This window comes from Lysinibacillus sp. NPDC056959 (genome assembly GCF_042674095.1).
Taxonomy (GTDB): domain Bacteria; phylum Bacillota; class Bacilli; order Bacillales_A; family Planococcaceae; genus Lysinibacillus; species Lysinibacillus zambalensis.
This window is the reverse complement of the sequence record NZ_JBHURE010000001.1, coordinates 179965-202504: the sequence shown is the minus strand read 5'-3', so window position 1 is coordinate 202504 and position 22540 is coordinate 179965. Positions and strand designations below refer to the sequence as shown.

Here is a 22540-nt window from a genome sequence, read left to right as displayed (position 1 = left end):
CTATGACATTACAAAATGAAATCGCACACGCTATGTTAAAAGTAGGCGCAGTCGAATTAAATCCAACAGAACTATTCACATGGGCATCAGGCATTAAATCCCCAATCTACTGTGATACACGCCTAACAATTTCTGACCCTGTAATTCGTAAGCAATTAGCAAACGGTCTAGCATCTCTTATTAAAGAAAACTTTGGACCAACAGAAATCGTAGCAGGTACAGCAACAGCAGGCATTCCACACGCCGCTTGGGTAAGTGATATTTTAGATTTACCGATGGTTTATGTACGCTCTAAAGCAAAAGAGCATGGCCGTGGTAACCAAATCGAAGGAAAATACGTAGCAGGTCAAAAAGTCGTAGTAGTAGAAGATATCGTTTCTACAGGCGGCTCATCGATCACAGCAGTAGAAGCCTTACGCGCAGCAGGCTGTGAAGTACTAGGTGTTGTATGTGTCTACACATACAATCTTCCACGTGCTGAGCAAGCATTTGAAAAGGCAGGCATTCACTATGTATCGCTAACAAATTTCGATTATTTAATTGAAGCAGCAAATGAATCAGGTGCTATTCAAGAAGGTGACATTCCATTCTTAAAAGACTGGCATGGAAAGTTAAAAGCAGGCGAGCTTTAATTCTTTGTGCAAGTACAAAGCTGATTCGGGACGCAATTATGCCGAGACATAATTGATTATAAAAAGGGGTGGTATGAAAAAATTCATACCACCCTTTCATTTGTTGAAAAACTATTGCGTTATAAAAAAGACTGGCTACAGATTCAATATTTTTCCGAGTTTGTTTACAGTCTGAAGGGTCAAGGGAATCTTTCTTAATGCTGTGCTTGAGATAGGTGGTTTCTTAAAATAAAATAGAATGACACGCAATAAGATACACGATATGTGAAGTGGTTGATTGGAGTGGAGGCTGGACGCCCCCAAGAAGCTTTGCTCTGTGCGAAAGCGTAGTGCTAACGTAGCGGCAGCAACAAAGCGCCCAGCCGGAACGGAAATCAACCCCTCGTTTTGACCAAGAACTACACTTTATTTAATCATTTACAGTAGCGGAGAAATGAGTCGCATAAGAGATTCAAGCATGCGTTTTTGAATACCTCGCTTTTGAAATGACTCCCATGTAATTTCCATAGATTCTTTAAAATCTTGTTCAAAATCATTTTTAATATCTAGAACCGTGTTAGATTCATATAAGACTGCAATGAGTTCATAATTTAACTCAAAACTACGAATATCCATATTTGCTGTACCAATTGTTGCAACTTCATCATCAACAAGTACAATCTTAGCATGCATAAAAGCATCTTTAACGCGGTAAATGGAGACACCTGCTTTTAAAAGTGGTGTAAAGTATGATTGGGATGCTTGATCACTAATGATGCTATCGCCTTTTCCAGGATATAAAATACGGACATCTACTCCGGAAAGTGCACTCAAACGTAATAATGTTAGTGTTTCCTGATCAGGAATGAAGTATGGAGTGGCAATCCAAATGGACTTTTTTGCAGAGCCCATAATTTTCAATAAAGCATTCCGAATACTTGTATCTTCTGAGCTAGGTCCACTTGCAACGATTTGTACGGCACCTTCTGCCTGATGAGTTCCTTGACTTGGAAAGTATGTGCTATCCATAAATTGATTCCAAGACTCAGTATTTAAACTACTAGTGGCATAGAGAAAATCTTCTAGAAAAATGGCCTGCAGTTTATATAATGCTTTTCCTTCGATTTTTAAATGGCTATCACGCCAAATGGGAAATTTTTTCGAACGACCAAGATATTCATCCCCGACATTGAGTCCACCTGTAAACCCAATTGTCCCATCTACAATAACAATTTTACGGTGGTTACGATAATTGACGGTTTCTAATAGCCAAGGTGAAAGAATAGAATCAAACTCGACTACTTCAATTCCTGCTTCTTTCATTGGTTGTAAGAAACTCCTACGTAATTTACTACTTCCAAGTCCATCGTAAAGAAAGCGTACGATCACGCCAGATTTTGCTTTTCTTATTAAGGCATCTCGGATTGTTTTACCGATTTCATCTGATCGATAAATATAGTATTGAATATGAATATGATGTGTAGCATTTTCAATTGCTTGTAGGATTTCAGTAAATGTTTCATCTCCGTTCGTTAAGAGTTTTGTTGCTGTATCATTAGCAAGAGGACCGCCGCCAAATTTTTGGATAACTTGTGCTAAATTGGTGGATCGTTCATTTAAAGGGCAAGAAGGATCTAAATTAAAACTTCTTCCTGCTAAAAGTTCACGGAATAACTTTCTTTTTTCTTCTGAACGAGATAAATGTTTCTTTCTTCTCCAGCGACTTCTTCCGAATAGTAAGTACAGAAGTAAACCGATAACAGGGAGGATGGTTAATACTAAAAACCAAGCCAATGTACTTTGCGGGGAACGATTTTCAATAAAAATAATGAAGGCAATCCCAATAAGTGTGATAGGCCATAGTATGCCGATTAAGGTATATAAGGAAATGATGGACTTATTTAAGAATATGAGCATAATTGCTGCTATTGTAAATACAAATAACAATTGGACAACGCGATTTTTCATATGTATACATCTCACCTATTCTTTCTTACATATAATCAAGAGAAAGTTGTACTTTATTAGCTTTATGATAAAATGTTTTCTTTTTATTTACAATATAGACATTTCTACGCAACGATGTTGGTAGTAATGTGAAAATCAACCTCGTAAATTGCAAACGTTTCCTCATTGATTTGTTCAGTATCTATACTATTACCAGTAAAATACTCTTATATAAATTAATCTATTATAATAGTCTTTTATTTAAAGTTTTTAGAATATATTACCTTTATTACTACATATACTATTTAATAAGCTAATTATTTTTAGATAAGGATATAATCAAGATGTACGTAAATGGTTAGGTAAAAAGAAATACAAAAAAAAGCTTTTTTAATATATTGAAATGGTTGTTTGATTTTTAACACTTTAAACGAGAAAACTATTTGTAAAAAACAAATAGTTAGAAATTACATATACTTATTTATATAAAAATTATAATTATTACCTGTTATGTTAAATCTAATCTATGGATTTACTGATATTTTAGTAATAAAGTAAACAGGATTAATCTGAAAATATTATATTTAAATAACAAAAATAGAAGGGGGTAGGTATAAGGTTAAAAAAAGGGCAAACAATTAAGTAAAGAAAAAGTTAAGTTTATAAAATTATTTTGTAAAGATGTATGGAGTTGATTTGTTTGTATCTTTGTAATATTTAGAAAAATACACTTGATTTAATGTATTATTTCCAGATAAAATAATATCACAGTTAATTTTCAGACAATTCAATTATGGTATTGTGTGTTTGAAAAAGTAAAAAATGGTAAATTTGTTAACTAAACATTATTGGAGGTGTAAATGAGTCTTTCAATAAAATATAATTCTGAAATAAATTTCATAGCGAAGCAAAAACATTTTTCAGAATATTGAATATAGGAGGGGGAGATTGTTTGAATACAGCAAATGACCTATTAACAATTAGAAATCTCACTACAGGTTTCCGTATTAAAGAAACTTACCACGCTGCTGTAGATGATGTCTCACTTTCGCTTAAAAGGAATGAAGTATTAGCAATCGTTGGGGAATCGGGTTGTGGTAAAAGTACATTAGCAACTACTGTTGTAGGCTTGTACAATCCTGTTAATACAAAAGTTAAGGGTGAGATCCTTTATAACAATCAAAATTTAACGAATCTGAATGACGAACAATTTAATAGTTTACGTGGTAATGATATTGGTTTTATTTTTCAAGATCCCCTTTCAGCCCTTAATCCTTTAATGCGGATTGGAGAACAAATTGCAGAGGGGTTAATGTACCATACAAAACTCTCAAAGCAACAGCGTGAGGAGAGAGTATTAGAATTATTGAATCAAGTAGGCATTGCTAAACCAGAGCGTGTAGCAAAGCAATTCCCTCATCAATTATCCGGGGGAATGAGGCAGCGTGTCATGATTGCCATCGCATTGTCGTGTAAACCATCTATTTTAATTGCCGATGAACCAACAACAGCATTAGATGTAACGATCCAAGCTCAAATACTTGATTTACTAAAAGCATTACAGTCAGAAACCGAAACAGGTATTATCTTAATTACGCATGATTTAGGCGTCGTGGCAGAAATGGCTGATCGAGTTGCAGTAATGTATGCAGGTGAAGTAGTAGAAGAAGCACCTGTTCAAGAATTATTTACGAACGCTAAACATCCTTATACTCGTTCGTTATTGAATTCTATTCCACAAACACATAGTGAAAATGAAAGACTTGAAGTGATTCAAGGTATGGTGCCATCGCTGGTCAATTTACCACGGGAAGGTTGCCGATTTTCAGCACGAATACCATGGATTGATGCATCTGCACACGAAAGCAAACCACAATTACATGAAATTGCACCAGGGCATTTTGTTAGATGTACCTGCTGGAAACACTTTCAATTAGAGGGTGGAGAAGGAGGCGGGACTGTATGAGCTTTATGCAGATTAGTGATTTAAATGTTCATTACCCAATTCGAGGGGGCTTTTTTAATACAGTAGTCGATAAGGTCTATGCGGTTGATGGCGTCACTATGGAATTTGAAAAAGGGAAAACATACGGTTTAGTAGGAGAATCAGGTTCTGGAAAATCGACAACAGGTAAGGCCATTATAGGTCTAGAAAGAATCACGTCGGGTCAAATTTTTTATGAAGGTGAGAATGTTACAAACAAGCGCAGAAACCGTAATTCAGCTTATAACAAAGATATTCAAATGATTTTCCAAGATTCTCATTCGAGTATGAATCCTCGAAAGCGTGTATTAGAAATTTTAGCAGAGCCTATTCGAAATTTTATGAGGCTTAGTGATCAAGAGGAACGTAAGCGCATTAAAGAGCTACTAGCGATAGTAGGAATGTCTGAAGATGTATTGTTAAAGTACCCACATGAATTTTCAGGTGGTCAAAAGCAACGTCTTGGAATCGCTCGTGCGGTTGCTTGTAATCCGAAAATGATTATTGCTGATGAACCAGTATCTGCACTAGATTTATCTGTACAAGCTCAAGTACTGAATTTTATGAAAGACATTCAGAGTGAATTTGGACTTAGTTATTTATTTATTTCGCATGACCTAGGTGTCGTGAAGCATATGTGTGATCACATAGCTATCATGTACAAAGGACGCTTTGTGGAAACAGGCACTCGAAAGGATATATACACGAGTCCACAACATATTTATACAAAGCGCCTGTTATCAGCTATTCCTAATATTGAGCCCGAAACACGTTTAGAGCGTAAAATAATACGTCAAAATGTCGAGGCCAATTATCAACAGGAACAGCATAAATATTATGATGAGCATGGCAAAGTATACCCATTAAAATCTATTTCGGATACGCATAAAGTGGCGATGTCTGACATTGAACGGGGGGGTATATAAGATGTGGAAAACAATTGTTAGACGTGCGTTATTGATGATTCCTCAGATGTTTGTATTAAGTCTTTTTATCTTCATATTGGCAAAACAAATGCCAGGAGATCCATTTACGGGGCTTATTACACCAGAGACAGACCCTTCAAGGCTTGAGGAGCTTCGTCAACAAGCAGGTTTCTATGACCCTTGGTATGTTCAATATTACCACTGGATCGCAAACGCTTTTCAAGGTGATTTCGGAAAAAGCTATACATATAAAATTGCAGTTTCCACACTTATTGGTGAGCGCGGATTAAATACATTCTGGCTTTCATTACTAAGTGCAATTTTTGTATATTTGATTGCGATTCCATTAGGGGTGTTGGCAGGTCGCTACCAAGAATCATTTTTAGATAAATCTATCACCCTATATAGTTTTATAAGTTATGCAATACCAACATTCGTATTATCGCTCATTTTCGTATTTATTTTCGGATATAGACTCATGTGGTTCCCGACTAGCGGAACTGTGGATGTGGGACTTGAACCGGGTACAATGGCTTATTATTGGAGTAAAATCTATCATATACTTTTACCTGCTATTACGTATGCTATTTTGGGTACAACAGCCATTATTCAATATTTACGCTCAGAAATAATAGATGCAAAAACACAGGATTATGTGAAAACGGCTCGAAGCAAAGGTATCCCAATGCGAAAAGTCTACACTAGACATATTTTCCGTAATTCCTTACTACCAATCGCAGCCTTTTTAGGGTTTACAATTACAGGTTTATTAGGTGGCTCTATTTTCATTGAAACAATTTTTGGTTTCCCAGGAATGGGTCAGTTGTTTATCAATTCAATCATGAGTCGAGATTATAGTGTTATTACGGCACTAGTTATGCTTTATGGCTTCTTAACATTATTAGGTAGTCTATTGTCTGATATTATTATGAGCATTGTTGATCCACGTATCCGCATAGACTAACGACTAAAATAATGTTTAAGGAGAGGTGAATTCAAATGGAACAACACAATAATGAAACAGTCAAGTTTGATAACTCTCCACCGACGGGGATACAAGTCGTTTTACGAGAGTTTAAAAAAGATAAATTAGCAATGATATCCTTTTTCGGGATAACTTTTCTAATCATTGCATTTTTAGTCGCTGCCATGTTTTTAAATCAAGAAGAAATTTTAAAGATTAAACTGTTAGAGCGCTACACTGAACCTGGTGTAAATGGTTATACACTAGGAACAGATGAAGCAGGTCGTGATATGCTAGGGCAGCTAGTAATAGGTGCAAAAAATTCTATTTTAATAGCATTTGCAATTACGATCATTACTAGTGTCGCAGGAATAGGTCTGGGTATTATCATGGGGTATTACGGTGGATTTATTGATAATTTGTTTATGCGAATCACTGAATTCTTTATGACATTACCTAATCTGATGGTCATCATTGTTTTTGTTACCATAATTCCGAAATATGGTGTTTTTGAATTGATTTTAATCATAAGTTTATTTCAATGGATGAGTACCGCACGTTTAGTCCGAAGTAAAGCACTATCGGAGGGGCGAAGAGATTATGTAAATGCTTCTAAAACAATGGGGACAAGTGATTTCGCTATTATGTTTAAAGGTATTTTACCAAATTTAAGTTCTATTTTAATCGTTGAATTAACGTTGAACTTTGCTGGTAACGTCGGGATCGAAACAGGATTGTCCTTCTTAGGGTTTGGTTTGCCGCCATCGACTCCGAGTTTGGGTACTCTTGTAAACTATGCGAGAAATCCAATCGTTTTATCAGAAAAATGGTGGGTATGGTTGCCCGCATCAATATTAATTCTAATCTTGATGCTTGGTATAAATTACGTCGGTCAAGCACTTCGTCGTGCAGCTGACGCAAAACAAAGAATTGGATAAAGGGGAGGATATACTATGAAAAAAAATTGGTTATTACTATCTGTTATCTTTACAGTGATGTTTGTTTTAGCAGCCTGCAATAACGATGGTAAAGAGGCAACTAAAACGGATAATGGCAAAGACAAACCGACACAAACAGAACCTAATAAAGAAGATACAGCTTCATTTCCAATGGAAGTAACAAATGAAGGTGACCCTATTAAAGGTGGTACGTTAAAAGTGGCGCTTGTAACGGACACTCCTTTTAAAGGAGTTTTCATTCCAGAGTTATCTGATGATGCTTACGATAGTTCAATCTTGGATTATGCAAAAAATGAAATTTTTGAATTGGATGGGGATTTCCGAGTAAAAGATACAGGTATTGCAAAATTAGAAGTTGATAAGGACAATAAGAAGGCGAAGATTACTATTCAAGGCGACGTAAAGTGGTCTGATGGTAAACCTTTGACAGCTGAAGACTTAATTTTCCCATACGAAATTATTGGTCATCCTGATTACGATGGAGTACGTTATAATGACGACTTCAAAAATATTATTGGTGCAGAAGAATATCATGATGGAAAAGCAAAGTCAATTTCGGGTATTAAAAAAATCGACGAAAAATCAATTGAAATTACGTTCAAGAAAGTATCACCAGCTATTTATTCAGTTGGGGATGGGTTATGGGGTTATGCAGCACCGAAGCATCAGCTAGAGTCAATTCCTGTTAAAGATGCCCTAATTGCTTCAGATGCAGTTCGTAAAAATCCTGTAACTCTTGGCGCATTTAAAATTGATAAAATTGTAAATGGAGAGTCCGTTCAGCTTGTAGCGAATGAACATTACTTTAAAGGTAAGCCAAAGTTAGATAAAGTGGTGATCGAAGTCGTTCCTTCAAGTTCAATTGGTGAAGCTATGAAAACTGGTAAATATGATATTGCAGATCATTACCCAACAAATCAATTTGACAATATAAAGGACCTATCAAATATTGCGATTGTAAGCCGTCCAGAGTTGTCATACTCTTATCTCGGGTTTAAAGTAGGGAAATTAGATAAAGCAAGTGGTAAGAATATTTTTGATGCGAAGTCAAAAATGAATGATGTAAACTTACGTCAAGCGGTTGGCTACGCTATGGATATTGAATCTGTTACAGAAAAATTCTATCAAGGTCTACGTGTACGAGCAAACTCATTAATTCCACCAGTGTTTGCATCTTACTATGATGACACGTTAGAAGGCTATCACTATGATCCTGAAAAGGCTAAAGAATTACTAGATAAAGCAGGGTATAAAGATACAGATGGTGACGGAATCCGAGAAGGTAAAGATGGGAAAAAATTCACGATTCGTTTAGCAGCAATGTCTGGTTCAGACACAGATGAAGCGATTGCTGAATACTATCGTCAAAACTGGAAAGAAGTAGGGTTAAATGTAGAATTAACTACTGGTCGTTTAATTGAATTCAACAGCTTCTATGATAAAGTACAGGCTGATGATCCAGAAATCGATATGTTTATGGCTGCATGGAAAACAGGTACGAACCCATCTCCGGCAGGTTTATATAGTGAGGGGGCAGAGTTTAACATGAGTCGTTACGTTTCTGCTGATTTAACAAAAATGTTAGAAGACATTGATTCTGAGAAATCAATGGATCCGGAACACCGTGCAAAAGCATTCCGTACATGGCAAGAATATATGAGCGAAACAGCAACGACAATGCCAATGTACTTCCGTACGCAGATGGTTCCAATCAACAAACGCGTGAAAAATTACAATATTGATTACGCAAATTCAACAGAACTTCAAACTATTGAATTAACAGCAGATGCTCCATTAAAATAAGCATATTACTGAAAAAACAGTCTTTCTTTGTATCTGAGAAAGACTGTTTTTCATAACTGAATAGTTATCATTTTAGTAAAATAATTTAAAAAACACCCGTTGGAAAATTCCAATGGATGAAATTAAAAGTGAACACATAACATATACGTATCTATAAGTTACAAGTTTCGAATTACAAAGATGGAAGAAGTGAATTTATGGACGTATAACACATGGCTTTGGACCATGGCATGGACCTGGGAATGCAGAAGCAGATACTGTACTAACACTAATTAAAAATACCGTAAGACATAAAGTAGAAATGAAAAGTTTAATACTCTTTTTCATGTTCAATCTCTCCTTTGTGTTTGGTAACTACATTATAGTATATTAATAGTAATTTTGGACTGTTTTTTGCTAAAATATATGTAAATTGGAATATTTCTGAATTATAAGTGTGGTAGATGGCTGAAAAGAACAATGAATTTCATAATAGATTTAGAAGGTATATGTCCAAGCTTTATAGTAAGCTAAAGGATTTATAACATACTAGTATTGATAGGATATTGAAGCAACAAAAAAACTCCCATCACAGTGTGCTAACTGTTGATAGGAGTTAAGGTTATTATCGACTAGCAACCCAAGTTTTCACAAGATCGGCAGTACCATAAACGTAATGCTGCTCGCCTACTTCATGGTAAGATGCGCTATTGTCAACTTCCGTATGCTTGTACGGAATACGTTGACGGCGTTTTTCTGACATTGGGTCAGGAAGTGGAATTGCTGATAATAATGATTTTGTATACGGATGAACAGGGTGAGTGTAAATATCATCTGCTTTACCGATTTCCATAATTTTACCGCGGTACATAACAGCGATACGGTCGCTGATATACTTAACCATCGATAAGTCATGGGCAATGAAAAGATATGTTAGACCACGTTCTTTTTGTAGTTGCTTTAATAAGTTAACAACTTGCGCTTGAATAGATACGTCAAGTGCTGATATCGGTTCATCGGCGATAATAAACTTTGGATCTAAGCTGAGCGCACGAGCAATTCCAATACGTTGACGTTGGCCGCCAGAGAATTCGTGTGCATAACGGTTTGCGTGCTCTTTGTTTAAGCCAACAGCCTCTAACAGCTGATTAACTTTTTCACGACGCTCTTTTTTATCTTTGTAAAGACCGTGAATCGTAAAGCCTTCACTAATAATTTCTCCAGCTGTCATACGCGGATTTAATGAAGCGTATGGATCTTGGAAAATCATTTGCATTTCACGATTAAATTTCTTTAAATCATTTTTAGATTTTTTCCCTTGGACGTTCTCACCATCGAAAATAATTTCACCATCTGTAATGTCGTACAGGCGTATAATGGAACGACCAGTTGTCGATTTACCACAGCCGGATTCTCCAACAAGACCAAGTGTCTCACCTTCATATACATCGAAGCTAATACCATCGACAGCTTTAATAGGGTTACCTGCTGAACCGAAATGCTGCTTTAAATTTTTAATTTCAAGAATTTTTTTTGTGCTCGATTTAGTCATTTGATTGTGCCTCCTTTGCTAAATATCCTTCAATACGTTTAGCAACCGCATCAGGAAGCGGGATTTTTGGTGCGTCAGGATGCATCAACCAAGTTTTTGCAAAGTGCGTTTCACTTACTTGGAACATCGGTGGTTCTTGCTCATAGTCAATAGCCATTGCAAATTCGTTACGAGCGGCAAACGCATCGCCCTTTGGAGGGTTAGTAAGATCTGGTGGTGAACCAGGAATCGTGCGTAGTAGCTCATCATTATCGTTATCTAAGTCTGGCATTGAACCAAGCAGACCCCATGTATACGGATGCTTAGGATTATAGAAAATATCATTAACAGTACCATATTCGACGATTTGACCTGCATACATAACTGCAACTCGGTCGGCAATGTTTGCAACTACACCTAAATCGTGAGTAATGAAAATGATAGATGTTTTCGAATTTTTTTGGATTTCTTTCATTAGCTCTAAAATTTGCGCTTGAATTGTAACGTCTAATGCTGTTGTTGGTTCATCGGCAATTAGAAGCTTTGGATCAGCTGCAAGTGCGATGGCAATTACAACACGTTGGCGCATACCGCCTGAAAATTCATGCGGATATTGGGTATAACGTTTTTCAGGGAAGGGGATACCTACCTGCGTTAAAAGTTCGATTGCACGTTTTTTAGCATCAGCTCTTGATACTTTTTTATGTTGTAAAATAACTTCAGTTATTTGACGTCCGACCTTCATCGTCGGGTTTAAGCTTGTCATTGGATCTTGGAAAATCATTGCAATTTCATTTCCGCGTACTTTTGACATTTCTTTATCACTTAAAGGAACTAAATCACGACCGTTAAATAAAATTTGTCCTGACTCATAAATACCAGGTGGCTGTGGAATTAGTTTCATCAATGCGTTACTCGTAACACTCTTACCAGAACCGGATTCACCAACGATTGCTAGTGTTTCACCTTCTTTTAAGTCAAAGTTTACACCACGAACAGCATGAACAAGTCCTGCGTACGTTTTAAAGTTTATTTTTAAATCTTTTACTTCTAAAATTGGTTTACTCATTTTCGGCCACCTCCTTATTTACGTAGTTTTGGATCTAATGCATCACGTAAGCCATCACCAACTGCGTTAAACGCAAAGATTGTTAGTGAAATGAATAATGCAGGGAATATTAAACGCCAAGGAGCGTTTGCAATTGCACCATTACCTTCAGAAGCCATTGTTCCCCAAGAGGCTTGTGGAGCAGGGACCCCAAGTCCTAGATAACTAAGGAAAGATTCTGTGAAAATAGCAGATGGCACTGTTAATGTCATTGTTACTAAAATCGCTCCAAGTGCATTTGGCACTAAGTGTTTTAAAATTAAATGTCCTGTACGTGCACCTAAAGTACGTGCAGCCAAAACATATTCTTGATTTTTAATTGATAATACTTCACCACGTACAATACGGGCCATATTAATCCAACCTGTAATGGATAATGCGATAATCATTGGTATAATACCTGGTTTTAATACTACTAAAAGTACGATTACAACTAAAAGGTAAGGAACAGCTGTTAAAACATCGGCAATACGCATCATTATATTGTCAACACGACCGCCTGCTAAGCCAGAAATACTTCCCCATAAAACGCCAATGATCAAATCAATAATGGCCGCAGCAAAACCGATGAATAAAGAAATACGAGCGCCAGCCCATACTCGAACGAAAATGTCTCGGCCTAAATCATCTGTACCAAACCAAAATTCTGCCGATGGTGGAGTATTATAAGAACCTAATTGCTCACTATAGTGGTATTGTGAAAACATTGGCACAAAGGTAGCCATTAAAATAATACCTAATAAAGCGATTAAACCGAAAATCGCCATTTTATTATGGGAAAAACGAATAAATACTTCCTTCCAAAAGGAGACAGATTTATCAGCTAATTTTTCAGTTGCTTCATGGTTGCCACCAACGATTTTAAATTTATCTTTTTCGATTTGTTGCTGTGTCATTACTTTTTCGCTCCTTTCAGTCTAATTCGCGGATCAATTACGCTATATAAAATATCTACGATGAATACCGCAAATAAAAGAATGATTGCGAAGAACACCGTTGTTCCCATAACTACTGTATAGTCACGATTCGTAATACTTTGAACAAAGTGTTTACCTAAACCAGGAACCGCAAAAATTTGCTCTACAATGAAGCTTCCTGTAACAACACCAGCTGTTAATGGACCTAAATAAGTAACGACTGGTAAAAGGGCGTTACGTAAAGTATGGCGGAAGACGACTGTCCATTTGCCTAAACCTTTCGCACGAGCCATTTTCACATAATCACTATTGTTTTGTTCAAGCATACTTGAACGTGTCAGTTTAGCTATAAAGCCCATATGGGTAAATGCAATAGCTAAGGCTGGTAATATACTATAACTAAAGCCTTTCCATCCACTAATCGGGAATAACTGAAGTTTATATGCAATGAAATACTGCATGAGTCCAGCTAATATAAAGGATGGAACGGAAATTCCGAGCACCGCAATGGTCGTTGCCAAATAATCTGGCCACCTATTATGATAAAGCGCAGCAATAACACCGATTAATACACCAAACCCAATCGCTAGCAGCATTGCTTCAATTCCTAACGTTAAAGAAACAGGGAAGCCTTCTGCAATCATATCATTAGTAGAACGCGCTTTATATTTCATAGATTCACCGAAATTAAAAGTGGCCGCATCGATTAAATAATCTTTGTACTGAATATACCAAGGGTTATTTAATCCATACGTTTCGTTTAACTTTTCCTCTATTTGAGGAGGGAAATTACGTTCAGATGCAAATGGGTTACCAGGAGCAAGACGCAATAGGAAAAACGTTGCCGTTACGATGACGAAAAGCGCGAGAAGTATATACATCAGCCTTTTCAAAATATAATTAATCACATAAAACTCCTCCTTCTATTTGTCAATTGTCTGACAAATAAGTGCCTTCGTATTTTAAAAAGAGCTGACTCGCGCCGTAGTGGCTACGAGGCAGCTCTCCGCTTAGAGCTTAAAAAGAAATTTGTAATAAATTATTTAATCTTTACGTCTTTAATGTGTATGTCACCAGTTGGATTTGGATTTAAGTTTTCTACTTTTTTATTAACTACAGATAAGTGAGTGTAATAGTAAATAGGTGCAACTGGGAATTCTGTCATACCAATTGCTTCTGCTTGTTTTAAATAATCAAGACGTTTAGCTTCGTCTACTTCAGCAATTGATTTTTTCAATAAATCTTTGTATTGAGCATTTTCCCAGCCTGTTTGGTTGTTACCGTTTTTAGCAGTATCGAACATTTCAAGGAATGTATATGCGTCGATATAGTCAGCTACCCAACCCATACGACCAATCTGATAGTCACCAGTTTTTAATTTTTCTAAATAAACTTGCCATTCTGAGTTATCTAATTGAGATGAAATACCAAGTTTTTTACTCCACTCTTCTTGAACATATTGAGCGATTGCTGCATGCCCTTCAGAAGTGTTAAATGAAATGTTAACTTTAATATCTTTAGGGTCTTTGATACCAAGTTCTTTCATCCCAGCTTCAAGAGCAGCTTTTGCTCCATCAACATCATTATCTTTATAGAAACCACGGTCTTTTTCAAATCCAGGAACTAACATTGGAACCATACCTAGAGCCGGTTTTTGCTCACCTTTAGTTACGTTGTCAATTAATGTTTGACGATCGATTGCTAGAGTAAGAGCTTTACGGATATTGGCATTAGACATGATTTTATCTTTTGTATTGAATTTATACCAATAAATACTTGCTTCGTCCTTGATTTTTAAAGAACCATCTTTTTTGAATTCATCAATTGCATTAAGGTCTACTGTTGAGAATGGTTTACCGATATAGTCAAGAGAGCCAGATTTAAAGTTAGTAGCAACAACTGATTCTTTTTCAATCATAGCAATGTTTACAGTATCGACATCAACATTAGATGCATCCCAATAATCTTCATTTTTTGTAAGAACGATAGAATCACTATGTTTCCAATCGCTTAATTTATATGGACCATTTGTTACGTAACCGTCACCAGCTTCTGCGTACCATTCTTTGTTGGCTTCAGTCGCTTTTGGGTTAATTGGTAAATAAGTTTTGAATCCTGTTAATTCTAGGAAATAAGGAGTTGGGTTTTCTAAAGTTACGACTAAAGTTTTGTCATCTTCAGCTTTGATACCGACAGCGTCAGCAGAACCGGCTCCTTCGTTGTATGCTTGAGCCCCTTTAATTGGGAAGAAAATAGAAGCATACTGTGAAAGGTTTTCTGGATTTAATGCCCATTTCCAAGCATATTCGAAATCACCTGCTACAACTGCATCGCCATTTGACCATTTTGCATCACGTAATTTGAAAGTATAAGTCTTCTTATCATCACTTATCTCCCATTTCTCAGCCATAGCTGGAGTAGGAGTACCTTCTTGGTCTACAACAACTAGACCTTCAAAAATGTTAGTTAAGATTGAACTAGATTCAGTATCTGAAGCAAGTCCTGGGTGTAGAGAAGGTGGTTCTGAAGAGATTGCTAGATTAAGCTCTTTAGCTTTTGATCCAGAATCTTTGTTACCGTCTGAAGATGAAGAATTATCAGACTTTTCACCACCGAAGCCACATGCAGCTAATACCAGTGAGAATACTGCAAGGACAGTTAATAATAAAAACTTTTTGTTTTTAACCATGTGAATCCCCCTTATACAATTTTAAGCCTTTTGTGAAGCTCTTATTTAATATACCAAAAAATCATTGTGTACAAAATAAAAAAGATTCAAATTTATATAGTATTATCTGACATTTAAGAAGATAATAAATTTTTTCTATTCATCACATTAAAGGATAAAAGCGCTTTCATGACAATAATTTGATATTAATTCGTTCGAAATATCAAAAAAAGAACAAAAATACAGAAATGACTTACTATATCGAAAATTCATATTGTTTAGATAATATTATTGTTATAGTAAAAATGAGTCAAAAGTCATATATCGATAATATGGGTGGTTGGTGTCGCTTTGTAGAAAATTATCGCAAAATCGAGTAATTTCGATTCTTGAGGAGGTGTTTTTTTGCAAATTATAATCTCGAAGGATGAATATTTTTATCTATTAATGATATATAAGAAACTTGTTTTGTATTTTTTTAAGAATATCCAATATAAGAGAGAACAAAGAAGAGGTAGAGTATATGTATGACAAAATGTGCGACTCTTAAAGAATAAATGTACGTTAGTTAATGAAAATATGTTTTTTTGAAATAATTTATACATTACTGGAATATTCAATATTGTATAAAAAAACGTTGCATGGAATCAATTTTATGTGTGTAGGGTTGAGTTTATACTAAATGAAAAAAATACATAATTATCATTACTTTTATGCTGTTGTTTTATGGAGAAGTCCATTTGTCTTGCTTAGGAGGAAAGCTTCTTCATATAGTTACTAAAAATTACGTAAGTGGAAAATTAATTTGTCTATATATGTGGTTAATTCTACCATATTTTAATTGCTAAATGGAGGTTTTCCTAAAAATAAACAGCAAAGTAATTTGAATCAATAGTTATAGATGGCGGATTTCTTAAGTAAGTAGTGGGTAACCAAAGTGTTAAACGATATTAGTCACTATCAGTGTCATCTCGTTGCACTCGCGTTTTTGAGCAGAAATGCGGACTGGGACAAAAACAAGCAGAGAAAAAAGAATTCTCTGCTTGCATGATTAAAGCTTAAATTGGTTAATTTGGGTTTGTAAGTCTGAGGATTTTTCACTTAAATCTGTAGCAACGTGATTTATTTGTTGCATAGTTGCTGCTTGTTCTTCACTAGCTTCGGCTATGATCTGTGTATTAGCAGCACTTGAAGAAGCACCATGAGCAATTTCTGAAACAGAGGCAGCTACTTGCTCAGCGCTTGCAGAGATTTCTTCAGAAGTAGCCGAAATGTCTTCTATTTGATTTGTCATCATATTAATCGCTTTTACGATTGCTTCAAAAGAGTTGCCAGCATCCCCAATGATTTTTACACCATCTGTAACAGATTGTAGCCCATCTTCGACAGCTTTTTCTACATTTTGGGTATCTTCTTGGATTTCTTGTGTTAAAGTAACAATTTGATTGGCTGATTGCTTTGATTCTTCTGCTAGCTTACGAACTTCGTCAGCTACGACAGCGAAGCCTTTTCCATGTTCACCTGCACGTGCAGCTTCGATTGCAGCATTTAACGCTAATAAATTCGTTTGATCTGTGATGGCTGTAATGACTGTAGTAATATTGCCTATTTCTTCTGATTGCTTACTTAATTTTTGAACGAGATTGTTAATCATTTGGGTAGAATCATAAATTACGTTCATCTGTTGTTGAGCCTCATCAACTGTACTAGTACCGTTATTCGCTAATTCAGTTGTTGTCACTGCGCTTTGGTGGAGTTGTTGAGTAGCCTCTGCTATTCGCTGTACACCTACGGCTGTTTCATCCATAGCATGTGCACTCTCATTGGCAGCAATTGTAGCAGTAGATGCCGTATTTGCCGTCCTGTTAATTCGTACAGTAATTTCATCAGCAGAAGCAGAAATCTCTTCGATAGAGGCGGATAGTTCTTCCGCAGAAGCTGATAAATGTTCCGCATTACCTTGAATATGTGTTAATAAACCTCGTAGGCTACTTTTCATAACGTTAAAAGCTGTAGATAGTTGTCCAATTTCATCTTTAGATTGATGGGAAATATCTTGATGATATAATTCACCATTCGCAATATTATTGGCAGCGAGAACCAAGGATTTTAAAGGTCGTGAAATTGTACGCTGTACGTAAAACATTAAGGATATTCCAAGTATTACACCAATGATGATAGCAACGATTGAGATTATTTGTGAATTTGATACTGCTTCTGTAGATTCTTTCGTGATAATATCAAGTTGATTTTTTTGATAACTTAAAATTTTCTCTGATACTGCTAACAAATCTGTATTTGCTTGTTGGACATCGCCATTAACTTTTTGTATCGCTTCTTCTAATTTTCCGCCATCATGAAGTGCTAGTGCTTCTTCAGCTGCTTTGTCAAAAGCTTCATTATATGTATTTAAATCTTTTGCATAAGTATCCATTTCGGATGAATCAGATTTTTCCATGATCTCAAGTACATGCGAATCTAGCATTTTAGCATACTTTGTAAAGTTATCTTTATTAGCTGCTGTGTCTTCGATGAGTATTGCCCGTATGTAAAGGCCTTGCATTGCTCGCGCAGTTTGAATATTATGAGCTAATTCTACTAGAGCTACACGATTTTCTAGTGCATTTTCTACCTTCTTATCAATATTTGAGAATTGAATAAACATAATGACCAATGAAATAATTAAGGTCAGAATGATGGTTAAAAAACCAAAGCTTAATTTTTTGCCTACAGACATAAAGATACGTCCTTTCTGAAATGCTATTTACTTTTTTTACTTAAATTTAGCAATTTAGAAAGGAAGAAGTCAATAACGCTTGAAATAAACAGTTCGGAATAATCATAAGTTTTTTTAGCGTTACTATAATCAATAGATGTATAGTACAGATTACGTGGTTATCACCATAAAAAAGGAACACGATACAACTCGTATCGTATTCCAACGCTTTAAGACTGTTTTTTTAATTGTAAAATGACAGTTTCATCTGGATCGATGTATAAAGTTTTTTGTTCAAAGTAAATAACAAAACCAGGTTTAGCACCATTTGGTTTTTTTACTTGACGTATTTCTGTGTAATCTACTGGAACAGAAGAAGAGTCTCTTGCTTTTGAAAAATAGGCAGCAAGCGTTGCAGCTTCTCGTAATGTTGTTTCGTCAGGTTCACTTGTATGGATGACAACATGTGAACCAGGAATATCCTTCGTATGCAACCAGGTATCTGTACGTTTAGCCATTTTAAATGTAAGCATGTCATTTTGTTTGTTATTTTTCCCAACGGAAATCGCTACACCTGTAGAAGAGACATAACGTTCAGGCTCTGGTTTCGTTTGTTTTTTCTTTTTTCTTGCATGACGTAATTTCAAATAACCTTGTTCTGCTAATTCTTCGCGAATTTCTTCTATATCTCCAGGAGCAGCTTGTTGTACTTGCTGAGCAAGCATTTCAAAATAAGCTATTTCTTCCTTCGTTTTTTCCAACTGTTCTTGCACCATAATAAGGGCATTCTTTGCTTTTGTATATTTTGTGTAATAGCTTTGAGCATTTTCAATAGGTGTTTTACGTTCACTTACTGGAATGGTGATTTTCTCATCTCCAGTTTCACTATAATAGTTAGTGACAGTTACTTCCTTTACACCTTTTTCAAACGCGTAAATATTCGCCATCAGTAACTCCCCATATAATTGGAACTGATCTAGCTTAGATGCGCGTTCGTAGTCTTTATTTAACTTTTTAGTTTTTAATATAAGTTTGTCAATTTCATTTTGCAGCCATCGTTCCAAATCACCAGCCTGCTGTTTGACACGATCACGCTCAGCTCGAGCAAAGAATACGCGGTCAAGAAGCTCATGGACATTTGGATAAATCGTTACATCTCCTTGTAAATGCGTTAGAGCGATTGGGGAGAAGTAAGTTTTATTATTAGCGATTACATACATTGGCTTTGCCCCACCATTAGTAAAGGAGGCTATAAAATTTTTAAAGCAATTTAAACGATCATCTGTGTCTGTAAATCTGAATAATAATTCCTCAGCATGTATAGGTGAGAAACCAGTAAATTGCGAAACAATTTCCTTAGCCGTTTTTGGTTCTGAGAAAAATAGTGTAATTTGTTCGTCGGTTACTGCTAAAGGGTGCCATTTATTTTGTGCGGGTGGTGCGATATAAGGCTGACCAGGTAATACTGTACGGAAGCTATTTACGGATGGTGGTAAATGCTTTAAGCTATCGACTATTTTTCCCTGCTCTTTATCTATTAATAATAGGTTACTGTGACGGCCCATAATTTCAGCATGTAACTCCCTTACAATCGGGTCGCCAATTTCATTTTTACTTTCGATTTCTACTATTATAATACGATCAAAATCGTGCTGTTTAATAGAAGAAATAAAACCACCCTCTATATGCTTTCTCAACAGCATACAAAACATTGGGGGTTCTGCTGGATTTTCAATCGAATGCTCAGTAAGGTGAACACGTGCATATGAAGAATGAATCGAAAAAAGTAATTTATGATTGCTTCCGTTCGCACGAATATGTAGAACAACCTCCTGAGCGTTTGGTTGATGTATTTTAGTAATCCGACCCGTTACTAATTGTTGTAGGTCGGCTGTCATTGAATAAGTAAATAAGCCATCAAATGCCATATGAATTCCTCTTTCCAACGATATAAGCATCCTTGGTACTTTCGTATTTTATATTTTAACAGGTGTATTGATTAACCATTTCTATTGCAAATTACATAGAAGGTGCAGATTTCCGTTACGGCTAGGCGCTTTGTTGTTGCTGCCGCTACGCTTTCGCACAGATAAACCATTTGCTGTCGCTACGCTTTCGCACAGATAAACCATTTGCTGTCGCTACGTTTTCGCACAGAGCAAAGCTTCCCGGGGTAGTGGTCCAACACGATGTAGTCACGAAGGCGTTATCACAGGACGTGATGTTTTTTAGCCCTCGTTCCTCTATTGTTGGACGCACAGCCTCCACTCCAATCAACTTATATGCATGCACACGTAAAATTATGCCGAGGCATAATTGATCAAATGTCATCTCTATCTTTTGGTGATGAGTTTTTTCTTATGTTTATCATAGCATTTTTTAGGTGAATATTAAAATATAGCTTCAATTGTGGTAGAATTAGCTTTTGCTCTATCTTCATTCAGCAGAAAACTCTCGCCTCTGAAGGCGGTGAGATGAATGCGGATGTGGTCCCTTTTCAGTGGATGTCCAAACATCTTGTAGCTGCCACTGCGCTTTCGCTACAAAAAACATCTGCTGAATGAAGATAGAGCCTCCGGCGGATGTCATGGATTTTGAAAGGAATGAATAAAGGATGTTAGCCTAAAATCTTCACATCCTGCGAAAACGGCTAACTGACCTGCATCTGTAAAAACGCCACATCCTGTGGCCTTACTGAAATGACCGACATCGTGTCGGCCCTCGTGCAGGCCTAGGCGCAATTCAAAATCCGGACGCATTGTTTATCTGTGCGAAAGCGAAGCGACAGCAACAATTACGCCAGGGCGAAATTGATCTATTTTTTTACGTCATAAATGACAGAGCTTATGTTATAATAATCCCAGTATGCAAAGAAGGGTGTGACGAACCTTGGTGCGTAGTATGACTGGTTTTGGCAGAGGTGTCACAACAACAAAAGACTTTCAATTAACAGTAGAAATGCGCTCGGTCAACCATCGATTTTTAGAAATTAATGCGAAATTCCCGAAAGAATGGCTTGAAGCAGAAATTTTTGCAAAGAAATTAATTTCGAAAGCTTTGTCACGTGGGAAAATTGATGTGATGGTTTATGTTAAGGACTTAGATAACGTCGAGCAATCTATTGAAATTAATTGGTCATTAATTGAAGCGTATCGTAAGGCAAAAGAGCAATTAGCAAATAAAGTACCACTAGAAGAAAAATGGACGATGCAAGAGCTACTATCGCTTGAACAAGCGCTTGTACAGGAAAAGCCACAGCTTACACCTGAGGATTTACTTAGTGCTGTTGAAAAGGCTATTATGCAAGCACTGGAACAGCTCATTCAAATGCGTGAGCGTGAAGGGCAAGAATTGCATGGTGTTGTTGTACAATATAAAGAACAGTTAAAAGAACAAGTGAATCAGATTCGTTCTTGTGCTTCCCTAGCTGTAGAAAAATATCGTACCCGATTATTGGAACGAGTTACTGAAGTGGCGAATGGAGCTTTGTTAGAAGATCGCCTACTTGCCGAAGTAGCGATATTTGCAGAACGTGTGGATATCACTGAAGAATTGGACCGATTAGATAGTCACTTTAATCAACTAGAAGAAACATTACAAGAAACGATTTCGGTTGGCCGTAAATTAGACTTTTTAATGCAGGAAATACACCGCGAGATCAATACGATTGGTTCAAAAAATCAATCAACAGAGGCGGCCATCGCGGTAGTTCAGGCGAAAACAATTTTAGAAAAGATGCGCGAGCAAGTTCAAAATATCGAATAGCTTGCATGTATCTGTTATAAATTAAGGGAGATATAGAGAATAAATGATAAAAGAACGTGGATTATTAATTGTTCTGTCTGGCCCATCTGGTGTAGGTAAAGGGACAGTGCGAAAAGAATTATTTTCTCAGCCGAATACGAATTATGAGTATTCCATCTCGATGACAACACGAAATCCTCGCGAAGGTGAAGTAGATGGTGTAGACTATTTTTTCAAGACGCGTGAAGAATTTGAAACGTTGATTGAACAGGGTGGCTTATTGGAGCATGCTGAATTTGTAGGGAATTATTACGGAACACCGTTAGCCTACGTAAATGAAACACTGGATGCAGGGCGTGATGTGTTTTTAGAAATCGAAGTGCAAGGTGCTGCACAAATCCGCCAAAAGGCTCCAGATGCATTATTTATTTTCTTAGCCCCACCAAGCTTAACGGAATTAAAGGACCGTTTAGTTGGTCGAGGGACGGAAACAGCAGAGGTTATTGCAAAACGTATAGCAACTGCAAGTGAAGAGCTTGAAATGATGAGCCTTTATGATTACGTAGTTGAAAATGATGAAGTGACAAATGCTTGTGATCGTATAAATGCGATTATTAAAGCCGAGCATTGTCGTAGAGAACGTGTAGAAAAAAGATATTTGTCAATGTTGAGAGGAGAATAAA

The 22540-nt window shown here is 36.4% G+C and carries 17 protein-coding genes; 8 read left to right on the top strand and 9 right to left on the bottom strand.

Going from position 1 to position 22540, the window contains the following annotated elements:
- The first annotated feature begins 2 nt into the window (after positions 1-2).
- Positions 3-632, top strand: a complete 630-nt coding sequence (gene pyrE / locus ACFTQ7_RS00925; protein WP_386826851.1) for an orotate phosphoribosyltransferase — start codon at positions 3-5, stop codon at positions 630-632.
- A 417-nt stretch (positions 633-1049) separates the two neighbouring features.
- On the opposite strand, the gene ACFTQ7_RS00920 is transcribed toward pyrE, so the two are convergent.
- Entirely contained in the window at positions 1050-2579 is a 1530-nt protein-coding gene (locus ACFTQ7_RS00920; RefSeq protein WP_386826850.1) for a cardiolipin synthase, read from the bottom strand.
- Between the two features lie 931 nt (positions 2580-3510).
- Here ACFTQ7_RS00920 and ACFTQ7_RS00915 point away from each other — a divergent pair.
- Genes ACFTQ7_RS00915 through ACFTQ7_RS00895 form a run of 5 tightly spaced genes read left to right on the top strand, consistent with a single transcriptional unit; the run spans position 3511 to position 9194 of the window.
- The gene (locus tag ACFTQ7_RS00915; RefSeq protein WP_386826849.1) at positions 3511-4524 is read left to right on the top strand and encodes an ABC transporter ATP-binding protein; all 1014 of its coding nucleotides are present in this window, start codon (positions 3511-3513) and stop codon (positions 4522-4524) included.
- Positions 4521-5468, top strand: a complete 948-nt coding sequence (locus ACFTQ7_RS00910) for an ATP-binding cassette domain-containing protein (RefSeq protein WP_386826848.1) — start codon at positions 4521-4523, stop codon at positions 5466-5468. Before ACFTQ7_RS00915 ends, ACFTQ7_RS00910 begins: the two co-directional genes overlap by 4 nt.
- 1 nt (position 5469) lies before the next feature.
- On the top strand, positions 5470-6432 hold the full coding sequence (gene opp4B, locus ACFTQ7_RS00905) for an oligopeptide ABC transporter permease (protein ID WP_349658890.1): 963 nt from the start codon (positions 5470-5472) through the stop codon (positions 6430-6432).
- 35 nt (positions 6433-6467) lie between these two features.
- On the top strand, positions 6468-7370 hold the full coding sequence (locus ACFTQ7_RS00900) for an ABC transporter permease (protein WP_386826847.1): 903 nt from the start codon (positions 6468-6470) through the stop codon (positions 7368-7370).
- A 15-nt stretch (positions 7371-7385) separates the two neighbouring features.
- Positions 7386-9194 (top strand): oligopeptide ABC transporter substrate-binding protein, encoded by a 1809-nt coding sequence (locus ACFTQ7_RS00895; protein WP_386826846.1) that lies wholly within the window; start codon positions 7386-7388, stop codon positions 9192-9194.
- Between the two features lie 195 nt (positions 9195-9389).
- Here the strand turns inward: ACFTQ7_RS00895 and ACFTQ7_RS00890 are convergent, their stop codons facing one another.
- The 8 genes from ACFTQ7_RS00890 to ACFTQ7_RS00855 all read right to left on the bottom strand — a co-directional run bounded on the left by ACFTQ7_RS00890 (position 9390) and on the right by ACFTQ7_RS00855 (position 20041).
- Positions 9390-9521 carry a hypothetical protein gene (locus ACFTQ7_RS00890; protein ID WP_386826845.1) on the bottom strand — a complete coding sequence of 44 codons (132 nt, stop codon included), beginning with the start codon at positions 9519-9521 and terminating at the stop codon, positions 9390-9392.
- Between the two features lie 277 nt (positions 9522-9798).
- Positions 9799-10725, bottom strand: coding sequence for an ABC transporter ATP-binding protein (locus ACFTQ7_RS00885; protein WP_386826844.1), 927 nt, complete (start codon positions 10723-10725; stop codon positions 9799-9801).
- Complete coding sequence (locus tag ACFTQ7_RS00880; RefSeq protein ID WP_386826843.1) at positions 10718-11773, bottom strand: ABC transporter ATP-binding protein; 1056 nt, start codon at positions 11771-11773, stop codon at positions 10718-10720. The genes ACFTQ7_RS00885 and ACFTQ7_RS00880 overlap by 8 nt, the downstream gene beginning before the upstream one ends.
- A gap of 14 nt (positions 11774-11787) precedes the next feature.
- A complete protein-coding gene (locus ACFTQ7_RS00875; protein ID WP_386826842.1) occupies positions 11788-12708 on the bottom strand; it encodes an ABC transporter permease in 921 nt (306 codons plus the stop codon).
- On the bottom strand, positions 12708-13637 hold the full coding sequence (locus ACFTQ7_RS00870) for an ABC transporter permease (RefSeq protein WP_386826841.1): 930 nt from the start codon (positions 13635-13637) through the stop codon (positions 12708-12710). Before ACFTQ7_RS00870 ends, ACFTQ7_RS00875 begins: the two co-directional genes overlap by 1 nt.
- Before the next feature lie 131 nt (positions 13638-13768).
- A complete protein-coding gene (locus ACFTQ7_RS00865; protein WP_386826840.1) occupies positions 13769-15418 on the bottom strand; it encodes a peptide ABC transporter substrate-binding protein in 1650 nt (549 codons plus the stop codon).
- A gap of 1030 nt (positions 15419-16448) precedes the next feature.
- Positions 16449-18134, bottom strand: coding sequence for a methyl-accepting chemotaxis protein (locus tag ACFTQ7_RS00860; protein WP_386826839.1), 1686 nt, complete (start codon positions 18132-18134; stop codon positions 16449-16451).
- A gap of 209 nt (positions 18135-18343) precedes the next feature.
- Complete coding sequence (locus ACFTQ7_RS00855) at positions 18344-20041, bottom strand: Rqc2 family fibronectin-binding protein (RefSeq protein WP_386827018.1); 1698 nt, start codon at positions 20039-20041, stop codon at positions 18344-18346.
- Between the two features lie 961 nt (positions 20042-21002).
- Between ACFTQ7_RS00855 and ACFTQ7_RS00850 the strand changes: the two genes are divergently transcribed.
- Together ACFTQ7_RS00850 and gmk are read left to right on the top strand one after the other, a co-directional pair.
- Complete coding sequence (locus tag ACFTQ7_RS00850) at positions 21003-21878, top strand: YicC/YloC family endoribonuclease (RefSeq protein WP_386826838.1); 876 nt, start codon at positions 21003-21005, stop codon at positions 21876-21878.
- A 43-nt stretch (positions 21879-21921) separates the two neighbouring features.
- Positions 21922-22539, top strand: coding sequence for a guanylate kinase (gmk, locus tag ACFTQ7_RS00845; RefSeq protein ID WP_349658878.1), 618 nt, complete (start codon positions 21922-21924; stop codon positions 22537-22539).
- Position 22540 lies beyond the last annotated feature (1 nt).

Bases quoted from the DNA above. Each gene is read 5' to 3' on its own strand.
- pyrE (WP_386826851.1), top strand. From the start codon at position 3: ATGACATTACAAAATGAAATCGCACACGCTATGTTAAAAGTAGGCGCA.
- ACFTQ7_RS00920 (WP_386826850.1), bottom strand. From the start codon at position 2,579: ATGAAAAATCGCGTTGTCCAATTGTTATTTGTATTTACAATAGCAGCA.
- ACFTQ7_RS00910 (WP_386826848.1), top strand. From the start codon at position 4,521: ATGAGCTTTATGCAGATTAGTGATTTAAATGTTCATTACCCAATTCGA.
- opp4B (WP_349658890.1), top strand. From the start codon at position 5,470: ATGTGGAAAACAATTGTTAGACGTGCGTTATTGATGATTCCTCAGATG.
- ACFTQ7_RS00900 (WP_386826847.1), top strand. From the start codon at position 6,468: ATGGAACAACACAATAATGAAACAGTCAAGTTTGATAACTCTCCACCG.
- ACFTQ7_RS00895 (WP_386826846.1), top strand. From the start codon at position 7,386: ATGAAAAAAAATTGGTTATTACTATCTGTTATCTTTACAGTGATGTTT.
- ACFTQ7_RS00890 (WP_386826845.1), bottom strand. From the start codon at position 9,521: ATGAAAAAGAGTATTAAACTTTTCATTTCTACTTTATGTCTTACGGTA.
- ACFTQ7_RS00885 (WP_386826844.1), bottom strand. From the start codon at position 10,725: ATGACTAAATCGAGCACAAAAAAAATTCTTGAAATTAAAAATTTAAAG.
- ACFTQ7_RS00880 (WP_386826843.1), bottom strand. From the start codon at position 11,773: ATGAGTAAACCAATTTTAGAAGTAAAAGATTTAAAAATAAACTTTAAA.
- ACFTQ7_RS00875 (WP_386826842.1), bottom strand. From the start codon at position 12,708: ATGACACAGCAACAAATCGAAAAAGATAAATTTAAAATCGTTGGTGGC.
- ACFTQ7_RS00865 (WP_386826840.1), bottom strand. From the start codon at position 15,418: ATGGTTAAAAACAAAAAGTTTTTATTATTAACTGTCCTTGCAGTATTC.
- ACFTQ7_RS00860 (WP_386826839.1), bottom strand. From the start codon at position 18,134: ATGTCTGTAGGCAAAAAATTAAGCTTTGGTTTTTTAACCATCATTCTG.
- ACFTQ7_RS00855 (WP_386827018.1), bottom strand. From the start codon at position 20,041: ATGGCATTTGATGGCTTATTTACTTATTCAATGACAGCCGACCTACAA.
- gmk (WP_349658878.1), top strand. From the start codon at position 21,922: ATGATAAAAGAACGTGGATTATTAATTGTTCTGTCTGGCCCATCTGGT.